Source organism: Nocardia sp. NPDC004278 (assembly GCF_053602975.1).
In genome coordinates, this window is the sequence record NZ_JBSGEQ010000021.1 from 136,581 (window position 1) to 146,616 (window position 10,036).

Below are 10,036 nucleotides of genomic sequence, written 5' to 3' on the forward strand. Positions count from 1 at the left end.
CGGGTGGGGTGGGTGGGTCAGCGCGGGGTCACGCGGGCGGCGGCTCGGGACTCGTCACCGACGGCGAACCAGACGTCGAGGGCGGTGTCGTCGCGGCGGCCGATGACGCGGACCTGCTCACCCGCTTGCAATGGTTTGGTGTATTCGATGACGGTGCGGTGCGGGCCGGATTTGAGGTCGGTGTGGGCGGCCAGCATTTCTTCCAGTGCGCTGAGATAGACGGCGTTGTTGACATGGTCGAACCAGTCGATATCGGCGATACGGAGCGGGAAGGGTAGCTCCCGGGTTCCGGGGCCGGTGGGTAGCGGGTCGGTGAGGGCCGCTTTCCAGCGCAGGCGGTGTTCGGTGGTGCCTGCGAGCATGGGTGCCATGAAGCGGTCGCTCATGCGGGCGGGGACACCGGATTCGGTGCCGAAATGGATGAGAAATCCCTCGGTTTCGACCAATCCGCCCTTGCTACCGCAGATTTGGACGCGCATATTGCACCAGCGGTTGGACAGGGCCGAGCACCAGCGGCGCAGGGTGACGTGTTCGCCGAATTCGACGGGCTCTAGAACATCGATGACGGTGCGACGAACCACCCAACCGCGGTGGCTGTCACCGTCCTCGACGGCGCCGAGGTGTTCGAAACCGATGTCCTGGAGGTAGCGGGCAATGGCGTCGAGGCGCAGGCGTTGGTCCCGGTCGGTGTCGGCGAGGCGGACCGGCCAGCCTGTTTCGAACGGGGTTCCGGTGCCAGAGCGTTCCGGCAACACACTGGGAATGACCATGAACGGATAATGCCAGGTACTGGTCGTCCGAGTCCGCGCCGACCCGCCGTCGCGAGCGCCCGCGTCGCGATCACCGTGTCGAGATACTCCCGTCAGTGGTGATAGCCGGTCGCACTCGGTTACCTAACGTTGAAGGTATGAGTTCACCGGCCACCCCGTGGTCGAACCAGCCCAAGGGCCTGCCTGCCAAGGAGTCCAGCGGCAACGAGCTGGCAGTCGACCGGGTAATACTCACCGCCATCACGATCCCGTCGGATCAGCCGCGCCGACCCGATATCGGCATGCTCACCGGAACCACCCTCGCGGTCGCGCTGGTGTTGGTGGTCGGCTTCCTGCTGACGGGCCGAACCGGAGATTCGGCAACAGCCACCAGCGTATCGGCAACGGCCACCGGCACCGCCATGCCCGCGAACGAGGTCCAGGCCAACCGCGGGCTGACCATCGGCAAGGTCATGGCCAACGACGGCAAGACGGTGACCGTGGCCGGGCTACTCGGGGCGAAAACCAAAGTGCACATCAACGCCGCTACCCAGGTGCTCATCCTGAGCGCCACCAGCATGTCGGATGTGAAGGTCGGCGCCGAGGTCGTCATCCACGGCAACAAGGAGGCCGACGGCTCCATCACCGCGAATTTGATCGTCGGCGCCGAGCTGTGAACAGCGGTTAACGAACGACCGGCTCGTCCGCGGCCATGGCCGCACCGGTGAGTTCGACGGACCGGAGTCGATCGTCGATTTCGGTCGCGTGGTGGGCGACGATGAGTTCATCTGCGGCGATGGATCCCGCAAAATCCGCCAGGTAGTCCCGGACTTCGGCGGGTGTGCCGACCGCGGTGTAACGCGTCATCGCGCTGAACTGGCTGCCGTTGGGCGAGGCGAGGAATGCGTCGATCTCCTCGTCGCTGAATTCGGCACCCGCCGCACCTCGCCGGATCATGGCCCGTGCACGTGCACGGTAGGCGACGGCCTTCTGCTCCGCCGCTGCGTCGTGGTCATCGGCGGCGAACACATTGACTCCGGCCATCACATACGGCTCGGCCAGTTGCTCCGACGACCGAAAATTGTCGCGGTAGACGGCCACCGCCTGATGCAGCGCGTCGGGCGCGAAGTGCGATGCGAAGGCGTACGGCAGGCCGAGCTGCGCGGCGAGCTGCGCGCCGAACAGTGACGAACCCAGAATATAAAGCGGCACAACGCCTTCCGCCCGCGGCACGGCCTGCACTCCCGGCACTCGCGAGTTCCCCGTCAGGTAGCCCTGCAGCTCCAGTACGTCCTTGGGGAAGGAGTCCGCCGATGCCGGGTCCCGGCGCAGCGCGAACATGGTCTTCTGGTCGCTGCCCGGTGCGCGGCCGAGTCCGAGGTCGATCCGTCCGGGATACAGCGTCTCCAGGGTGCCGAACTGCTCCGCGATCAGCAGTGGCGAATGGTTGGGCAGCATGATGCCGCCCGCCCCGAGCCGAATGGTGTCGGTGTGCGCCGCGACGTGGCCGATCAGAACGCTGGTGGCGCTGGATGCGATCGAGCGCATGTTGTGGTGTTCGGCGTACCAGACGCGTCGGTAACCGCTGCGCTCGGCGACCCGGGCCAGCGCGACGCTGTTATCGAAGCTGTCGCGCGCGGTCCGGCCGGGTGCGATCGACGCCAAGTCGAGGATCGACAGTGCGGTGGGCATAAGACGCTGCCTTTCGAAAAGTCAGAGAACGCGGTGGAGTTCTTCGGTGAAGGCCCGGATGCGGGCATCGTCGCGGCGGTAGTACGTCCACTGGCCGCGCCGGGTGGCGCTGAGGAATCCGGCGCGCTGCAGGACCGCCAGATGCGCCGAGATGGTCGACGCCGAGGTCCCCGCCTTCTGCTGGATGAGGCCGACGCACACGCCGAGCTCGGCCGTATCCGGCCCGCGTTCCGGGAAGTTCGCATCGGGATCCTTGAGCCACGCCAAGATGTTCAGCCGAGTCTCGTTCGCCAGCGCCTTGCACGCGTCGAGCACATCCACCTCCCTTCGGTATTTCGCTAATTAACGAACTTACGCCGTCGACGACGGCTCGGCATCGTGACACACGCCACGCCGGGTGTCAGAGAACCAGGGATCCCGCGCGTTTGACGGTCCGAATGACCGGAGCCGATTCGACAGTGGCGATCCCGGGTAGCTCGGCGATGCGTTCGGTGAGGTAGCGGCCGAGATCGTGCGGGTCGCGGCAGTTGACGGCCGCCACCAGGTTGGTGGCGCCGGTGGTGAGCGCGGCGAAGGAGACTTCGGGGTGGCGGGCCATGGCTTGTCCGACGGTGACGGCGGCGGCCGGTCGGGTGGCGATCCAGAGGCGGGCTTCGGTGCCGAAATCGAGTGCGGCGGAAGGGATATCGAGCTGGTAGCGCAGGATTCCATTGCGCCGCATGGTGTCCATGCGGCGGCGAACCTTGGTTTCGGACCATTGGGTGGCGGTGGCCAGGTCGGAGTAGGGAGTGCGGCCGTCGTGGTTGAGGGCGCGCAGGAGGGTTCTATCACCTTCTTCGAGGCGCAGGGGGCCGTCTGCGGGGTCTGCCGGGGCGGGGCGCAGGTGGTCGACCTGGTCGGAGGTCAATGCGGCGAGGCCTTGCCAGCGGTCGGGCAGCATGAATCCGCGCAACAGCAGGTGGGCGGACATGCCAACGATTCGACTGGTGCGTGGAAGTTTTTGCAGCAGTAGCGTTTCCTGCTCTTCCGTACTGCGGGTCTGCACCGTGCAGGACACCTCGGTCCCGGCGGAGAGCAGATAGACATACGACGTATCGTCACGGGCCGCAAGGGCTTTTGCGACCGATCCGGCGGCGTCCGGAGTGCAGCGCAATCGGATCGTCCATTGGACGTAGCCGAGACGTCGGCCGTCGACCAGTCCGATCACCCTGAGCGCGTGGGTATTTCGGAGCTGACGATAGCGACGGGCGACGGTGTTCTCGGAGATGTCGAGAAGTTCGGCAATGGTTCGAAAGGACGTCCGGCCATCGATCTGCAGCGCGTGGATAATGCCCCGATCGACGATATCCATCATCAGATCTCCATTTCTGACGGTTTCCAGTGATATTGGCCTAACTCTGGTGGATACCACTCCCCGATCCGCACGATCGTGGCATGGCCAAGAACATCCTCGTCCTCGCCGCCAGCGGAAATGTCGGCAAGCAACTCGTCGCCCAACTCCGGGCGGCCGGTCACCACGTGCGCGCAGGCACACGCAACCCGGCGACCGTCGAATTCCCGGCCGACGTACAGGTAGTACGCGCCGAACTGTCCCAACCCGAAACCCTGATCGGCTGCCTCGACGAAATCGACGCGGTGTTCCTGTTATGGCCGCTGCATACCGGCGCACAACTACCGAAGGCGCTCGACATCATCGCCGAGTACGCCCATCGCGTGGTGTTCCTCGGCACCGGCGGCATCCCGGACCTGAGTTTCGAGGACCAGGAAAGGCTGGTGCACGACTGCGGCATCGAATCGGTGGTGATCCGGCCGAGCACCTTCGCCGTCAACACGCTCTGGTGGGCCGATCAGATCCGCACCGGCGACATCGTGCACGGCAGCCATGGCGCGTTGCCGATGAGCCTGATCCACGAGGCCGATATGGCGGCCGTAGCGGCCCGGGCACTCACCGAAAACGGCCATGCCGGAACCACTTACACGCTGACCGGACCGGAAGTGCTCACCCGGGTCGAGCAGGTGCGGGTCATCGGCGAAGTACTCGGGCGACCGTTGCGCTGGGCCGAGCTCACCCGTGAACAGGCCCGGCAGCGGCTGCTCGCCGACAAATCCTTTCCCGACTCATTCATCGAGGTCCTGCTCGACGGCTACGACAAGATGATGAGCGCACCACGACCACAAACCACCGCTACCGTCGCCGACCTCACCGGTCGCCCGGCGCGGTCGCTGGCCGAATGGGTATCCGACCACCGCGCCGACTTCCGCTGACCGCACGGCGGCGCAACGCCTCACTCGGCGAAGCTCAGGCGAGTCCGAGGCTCACGATCGGTGTGCTGGTCGGCCGGGCGGAACCACCTGTGGGTTCGACCGTCATGGCCAGGGTATCGACGGTATCGAAGCGGGTGAGCACCGACGGAGCGGCGGCCGACACCACCACCGCGACCGAATGTGGTACCCCGTCCGCGGACACCAGCCAGACCTGATAGGTGCGCCCATCCGGTGGTGCCGGAATACCGTCGAAACTCACCATCGCGGTGGCGATCCCGGCGGAAGTCCGCACCGTGAGCGCGCCGCCGAAGGACACCGGGATCAACCGCGTCCGCAAATCGGGCTGCGCGAGCATCAACTCCGTGCTCACGCCGCGCGCGGGAGCTGACGTGGAGTGCAGCATCACCATCGCGACGCCCGCACCGAGCGTCATGATCACCGCGGCGGCCGCCGTCACCCAGCCCAACCGCCCGCGCCAGCGGTGGCGGACAGGGTGGTTATCGGTACCCAGAGATTGGTCGAGCGCCCGCAGCAGTGCATTCTCGAGCTCTGGCGGCGGCGCCATGGCGTCGACAACGGTGAGCGAGGCCAGCACTTCCCGCAGGTCGTACACCGTGGTGGCGAACTCGGCGGCGGTGGCCTCGTCCACATCCTCCAACCGGCGTTCGATACGTCTGCGCTCGATCGTGTCCAGCGAATCCAGTGCATACGGGTAAGCCAGGTCGAGCAAGTCCGCGGCCGGTCGGTCGTGGTCGCTCATCAATTGTCACCTCCGGACAGACAGTGTGCGAGACGCTTGAGCCCGTCCCTGATCCGGCTCTTGATTGTGGGCAGCGGGACCGCCAGCTGTTCGGCCACCTCGGGATAGGTTCGTCCGCTGTAGTACGCCAACGCCAGCGCCTCCCGCTGCATCTCGGTCAAGGTCTGCAGACAGCCGAGCACGGCCTCCGCATCGAGATGCTGATCGACCGCTTCGGCGACGACGTCGTGATCACGTCCCAAATGCGTATGCCCGTAGACGATGTCGCGGGTCGACGCGGCGCGCTCGCGGCGAACGCGGTCCACCGCGCGCCGATGCGCCAACGTCATCAGCCAGCCCATCGGGCTGGACAGGGTGTGGTTGTAGCGTTCGGCCTGCGACCACACCTGCAGATATACCTCCTGCACAACCTCTTCGGCCTCGGCGTGGCTGCGCAGGACGCGCACCGCCATACCGAAAACGCGGTGACTGGTCTCGCGATAGAACTCGGTGAAGGCGTCGCGGTCCCCCGCCGCCACCGCCCCGAGCAGATCGATCAATTTCCGATTGTGCTCGGCCTGCTCGGCCCCCCGATGCAATGGACAGTAACCGATGGGCGAATCTCCGTCGGCGGCATCGGTGCGCAGGGGGATGACGATGAACTCCGAATCACGAGTCATGGGCACCTCCTACCTGATAGTTGGCGGGGCACTATGGACATCGGATGGATCGACTGCGGCAACACTCTGAACTCGACTCCTGACCAGGTCGGGGCCATGTTGGCGATGGCCTGCTGGTCGAACGGTCCGGGGCAGGCCTCGGCATTCGAACTCAAAGGAGTTCGCTTCGCTACACGAAGCAGATTGGTCGAATACCAAACTAAACCCGAGTACCGAAGTTCACTCGAGGTTTGCCGAAGTCAGGTGTTTCGCATGCGCGAGAGACCAGAACGGACGCCGTTGCTTCGCAGCGGCGTCCGTTCTGTCGGCGAGGCGCGGAGGTTATTTCTTGCGGTCGCGCTTTTCCCGGACACGCACCGAGATGCGGACCGGGGATCCATCGAACCCGAATTCCTCGCGCAGACGGCGCTCCAGGAAGCGGCGGTATCCGGCCTCCAGGAAGCCCGTCGTGAAGAGCACGAACGTTGGCGGGCGGGTGGTCGCCTGGGTGGCGAACAGGACGCGGGGCAGGCGGCCGCCGCGCATCGGCGGCGGTGTGGCCGCGATGACTTCCTTGAGCCAGTTGTTCAGGCGACCGGTGGGGATGCGCTTATCCCAGGATTCCAGCGCGGTCTCCATGGCGGGCACCAGTTTTTGAACGGCGCGGCCGGTATGCGCGGAAATATTGACGCGCTGCGCCCACGGCACCCGGACCAGGTCGCGGTCCACTTCCCGGTCCAACTGCAGGCGGCGGTCCTCGTCGACCAGATCCCACTTATTGAAGGCGAGCACGAGCGCGCGACCGGAATCGGCGACCATGCTGATCACCCGCAGGTCCTGTTCGGTGATCGGCTCGGAAGCATCGATCAGCATGATCGCGACCTCGGAGGCCTCCAATGCCGCCTTGGTGCGCAGCGACGCGTAGAACTCCATACCGCTGGCATGGGAAACCTTGCGCCGCAGCCCCGCGGTGTCGACGAACTTCCAGATCCTGCCGCCCAACTCGACCAGCGAGTCGACCGGGTCGACGGTCGTACCCGCGACATCGTGCACCACCGAGCGCTCGTCGCCGGAGAGCTTATTGAGCAGGCTGGACTTGCCGACATTCGGCTTGCCGACGAGCGAGACCCGGCGTGGGCCGGTGCCGCCGGTGCCTTCGCGCGGCGTCTCCGGAAGGACCTCCAGTACGTCATCGAGCAGGTCGCCGGTGCCGCGGCCGTGCGAGGCACTGACCATGCGCGGTTCGCCGAGGCCCAGCGACCACAACGCGGCCGCTTCGGCCTCGACGCGCTCGTCGTCGACCTTATTGGCGACCAGCAGCACCGGGATCTTGGAGCGGCGCAGCTTCTTCACCGCGGCCTCGTCGGTCGCGGTCGCGCCGACGACGGCGTCGACCACCAGCAGGATCGCATCGGCGGTCTCCATGGCCAGTTCGGCCTGGCGGGCGACCGACTGCTGGAGGCCCTTGGCATCGGGCTCCCAGCCACCTGTGTCCTGCACCAGGAAACGCCGACCCGCCCAACTCGCCTCGTAGGAGATGCGGTCGCGGGTCACTCCCGGAATATCCTCGACGACGGCCTCGCGGCGTCCGAGAATCCGGTTCACCAGGGTCGACTTGCCGACATTCGGGCGCCCGACGACCGCGACGGTCGGCATGGCGATATGTTCTTCGTCACCGAACTCGTCGAGATCGGCCATCTCCCAATCAGATTCGTCGCTCCAGACGCCGTCGCCCGCGAGCACGTCCTCAGTCACTGTGCACTTCCCGTCCGGCCAACCGAAACCTGCCGCACCACAACGCGATACAGCTCGTCGATGACCTCATCCATATTCAGCTCGCTGGTGTCGACCAGCACCGCGTCGTCGGCCGGACGCAGTGGGGACACCGTGCGGGTGGAGTCGAGGGTGTCGCGCCGCTGCACATCGGCGAGCACGGCCTCGTAGTCGTCGCCGCGGCCTTCGGCGATGTTCTGCTGGTTGCGGCGCTGGGCGCGGGCCTCGGCGGAGGCGGTGAGGTAGATCTTGGCGTCCGCCTCCGGCAGCACGACGGTGCCGATATCGCGTCCCTCGACCACGATTCGCGATGCGGCAGAAGCGATTTCACGCTGCATCGCGACCAGCAGATCGCGGACCTCGGCCACCGCGGACACCGCGGACACCGCCTTGGTGACGGCATTGCCGCGGATCTCCGAGGAGACGTCCTCACCATCGAGCAGGATCACCTCGCGGCTGGGATCGGTGCCGATGGTCAGCGGCAACTCCTTGACCGCGGCACTGATCTCGGCCGCATCGCTCAGCTCGACACCGGCACGCAGCACGCGCAGCGTCGCGACGCGGTACATGGCACCGGTATCCAGATAGCTGGCGCCGAGCCGGGTGGCCAATCGACGCGAGACGCTGGATTTGCCGGTGCCCGAAGGCCCGTCCATGGCAACGACCAGCGGCGTGGTGCCATCAACCATCGCAGGGACCTCCACGGGAATCTCTACACCGTTCACAACGACACCGCCTCATAGAGTTTGCCGACTTCATCGCGACCGATCACGCGCAGCGTGCCAGGCCGTTGATCGCCGAGCGCGACCGGACCGATATTGGTGCGCACCAACCGGGTCACCGGATGGCCGACCGCGTCGAGCAGTCGGCGCACGATGTGCTTGCGCCCTTCGTGCAACACGATCTTGACCAGCGAACGTCCCTCATTGATCTCCAGCACCTGGAACTTGTCCACCTTGGCCGGACCGTCCTCGAGTTCGACACCGTCCCTGAGGCGCTTGCCGATCCCCTTGTGGACCTCACCATTGACCGTTGCCAGATAGGTCTTCTCCACCTGGAACGACGGGTGCATAAGCCGATGGGCGAGATCGCCGTCATTGGTGAGCAGCAGCAGGCCCTCGGTGTCGGCGTCGAGCCGACCGACGTGGAACAGGCGCTGACCGGCCGCGATGCGTTCGGCAACAATATCGCCGACACACGGACGGCCCAGATCGTCGGACATGGTGGACTGCCAGCCCTTGGGCTTGTTCAGCGCGAGGTGGACCAACTCCTCGCGCACCATGACGCGGGTGCCGTCGACGCGAACCACCGCCTGCTGCGGATCGATCCGCAGGCCCTGTTCGGTGACGATCGCGCCGTCGACCTCGACTCGGCCTTGGGCGATCATCTCCTCGGCCGCGCGGCGCGAGGCGACACCGGCCTTGGCCAGCACCTTCTGCAGCCGTTCGCCCTCGCCCCACGGCATCTTCTCGTGGCCGCCCTCGGCGGGCTGATCGACATGCTGGCGCTTGGCGGGCTTGGCATTGCTCAGCAGCGGGGCGGCGACGACCTTCTTCTGCGGCTTCGGGGCCTTGGCCTTCTTACCGACGGGTGCGGACATCGCGGCCGAAGCCGGGCGACGCGACGGATTACCTTGCTGCGCAGCGCTTCCCGATGTGTAACCGCGCGAACCGGTGGCACGCGGGGCCGAGCCGCCCTGTGCGGCACCGCGATAGGCGTCACCACGCGAACCGCGCTGATCGGAGCTGGCGCCGTGCGACGAACCGCGGTAACCCGAACCGCCCTGCGACGAACCGCGGTAGCCGCTGTCCTGGGAGGAACCGCGGTAGCCGCTGTCTCCTTGCGTCGAGCCGCGGTAGCCGCCGCCCTGCGACGAGGAACCACGCCGATCGGCGCCACCTCGCGTGGAACCGTATCCGCCGCTCGGTGCGGCACCGCGGTGACCGCCGCCACGCTGATCGCCCTGCGACGAATCGCGGTAGCCCGAGCCGCGTGCGGAGCCACGGTAGCCGTCGTCCTGCCCGGCACCGCGGTGACCGCCACGCTGATCGCCCTGCGACGAGCCGCGGTAGCCCGAGCCGCGTGCGGAGCCACGGTAGCCGTCGTCCTGCCCGGCACCGCGGTGACCGCCACGCTGATCGCCCTGCGACGAGCCGCGG

Annotated in this window: 10 protein-coding genes and 1 pseudogene; 2 read left to right on the top strand and 9 right to left on the bottom strand. The window is 66.5% G+C overall.

Translation table 11 applies throughout. The features are described from left to right. Positions 1 to 17 precede the first annotated feature (17 nt). Positions 18 to 770, bottom strand: a complete 753-nt coding sequence (locus ACWEO2_RS28530) for an acyl-[acyl-carrier-protein] thioesterase (protein ID WP_452408143.1) — start codon at positions 768 to 770, stop codon at positions 18 to 20. A 137-nt stretch (positions 771 to 907) separates the two neighbouring features. On the opposite strand from ACWEO2_RS28530, the gene ACWEO2_RS28535 reads away from it, so the two are divergent. Beyond that, on the top strand, positions 908 to 1,426 hold the full coding sequence (locus tag ACWEO2_RS28535) for a DUF5666 domain-containing protein (protein WP_452408144.1): 519 nt from the start codon (positions 908 to 910) through the stop codon (positions 1,424 to 1,426). Between the two features lie 7 nt (positions 1,427 to 1,433). Here the strand turns inward: ACWEO2_RS28535 and ACWEO2_RS28540 are convergent, their stop codons facing one another. From ACWEO2_RS28540 to ACWEO2_RS28550, 3 genes are all read right to left on the bottom strand, one after another. Beyond that, a complete protein-coding gene (locus ACWEO2_RS28540) occupies positions 1,434 to 2,441 on the bottom strand; it encodes an LLM class flavin-dependent oxidoreductase (protein ID WP_452408145.1) in 1,008 nt (335 codons plus the stop codon). Positions 2,442 to 2,462: 21 nt separating this feature from the next. Next, positions 2,463 to 2,762 (bottom strand): ArsR/SmtB family transcription factor, encoded by a 300-nt coding sequence (locus ACWEO2_RS28545; RefSeq protein ID WP_452408146.1) that lies wholly within the window; start codon positions 2,760 to 2,762, stop codon positions 2,463 to 2,465. A gap of 79 nt (positions 2,763 to 2,841) precedes the next feature. Further along, a complete protein-coding gene (locus ACWEO2_RS28550; RefSeq protein WP_452408147.1) occupies positions 2,842 to 3,795 on the bottom strand; it encodes an Lrp/AsnC family transcriptional regulator in 954 nt (317 codons plus the stop codon). 80 nt (positions 3,796 to 3,875) lie between these two features. Here ACWEO2_RS28550 and ACWEO2_RS28555 point away from each other — a divergent pair, with 80 nt between their 5' ends. Next, positions 3,876 to 4,706: an SDR family oxidoreductase gene (locus tag ACWEO2_RS28555; RefSeq protein WP_452408148.1), complete on the top strand. Its 831-nt coding sequence runs from the start codon at positions 3,876 to 3,878 to the stop codon at positions 4,704 to 4,706. Between the two features lie 34 nt (positions 4,707 to 4,740). Here the strand turns inward: ACWEO2_RS28555 and ACWEO2_RS28560 are convergent, their stop codons facing one another. The 5 genes and pseudogenes from ACWEO2_RS28560 to ACWEO2_RS28580 form a co-directional block, all read right to left on the bottom strand. Continuing rightward, a complete protein-coding gene (locus ACWEO2_RS28560) occupies positions 4,741 to 5,466 on the bottom strand; it encodes an anti-sigma factor (protein ID WP_452408149.1) in 726 nt (241 codons plus the stop codon). After that, positions 5,466 to 6,125 (bottom strand): ECF RNA polymerase sigma factor SigK, encoded by a 660-nt coding sequence (gene sigK / locus ACWEO2_RS28565; protein WP_354958073.1) that lies wholly within the window; start codon positions 6,123 to 6,125, stop codon positions 5,466 to 5,468. The genes ACWEO2_RS28560 and sigK overlap by 1 nt, the downstream gene beginning before the upstream one ends. Positions 6,126 to 6,446: 321 nt before the next feature. After that, positions 6,447 to 7,859, bottom strand: coding sequence for a ribosome biogenesis GTPase Der (gene der / locus ACWEO2_RS28570; RefSeq protein WP_452408150.1), 1,413 nt, complete (start codon positions 7,857 to 7,859; stop codon positions 6,447 to 6,449). Further along, on the bottom strand, positions 7,856 to 8,566 hold the full coding sequence (cmk, locus tag ACWEO2_RS28575; RefSeq protein WP_354958071.1) for a (d)CMP kinase: 711 nt from the start codon (positions 8,564 to 8,566) through the stop codon (positions 7,856 to 7,858). Before cmk ends, der begins: the two co-directional genes overlap by 4 nt. A 32-nt stretch (positions 8,567 to 8,598) precedes the next feature. Next, positions 8,599 to 9,456: pseudogene (locus ACWEO2_RS28580) on the bottom strand (pseudouridine synthase); the annotation flags it as partial. Between the last annotated feature and the right edge of the window lie 580 nt (positions 9,457 to 10,036).

Coding starts and splice junctions, on each gene's coding strand:
- ACWEO2_RS28535 (WP_452408144.1), top strand. CDS start 908: ATGAGTTCACCGGCCACCCCGTGGTCGAACCAGCCCAAGGGCCTGCCT.
- ACWEO2_RS28530 (WP_452408143.1), bottom strand. CDS start 770: ATGGTCATTCCCAGTGTGTTGCCGGAACGCTCTGGCACCGGAACCCCG.
- ACWEO2_RS28550 (WP_452408147.1), bottom strand. CDS start 3,795: ATGATGGATATCGTCGATCGGGGCATTATCCACGCGCTGCAGATCGAT.
- sigK (WP_354958073.1), bottom strand. CDS start 6,125: ATGACTCGTGATTCGGAGTTCATCGTCATCCCCCTGCGCACCGATGCC.
- ACWEO2_RS28540 (WP_452408145.1), bottom strand. CDS start 2,441: ATGCCCACCGCACTGTCGATCCTCGACTTGGCGTCGATCGCACCCGGC.
- ACWEO2_RS28555 (WP_452408148.1), top strand. CDS start 3,876: ATGGCCAAGAACATCCTCGTCCTCGCCGCCAGCGGAAATGTCGGCAAG.
- cmk (WP_354958071.1), bottom strand. CDS start 8,566: ATGGTTGATGGCACCACGCCGCTGGTCGTTGCCATGGACGGGCCTTCG.
- ACWEO2_RS28560 (WP_452408149.1), bottom strand. CDS start 5,466: ATGAGCGACCACGACCGACCGGCCGCGGACTTGCTCGACCTGGCTTAC.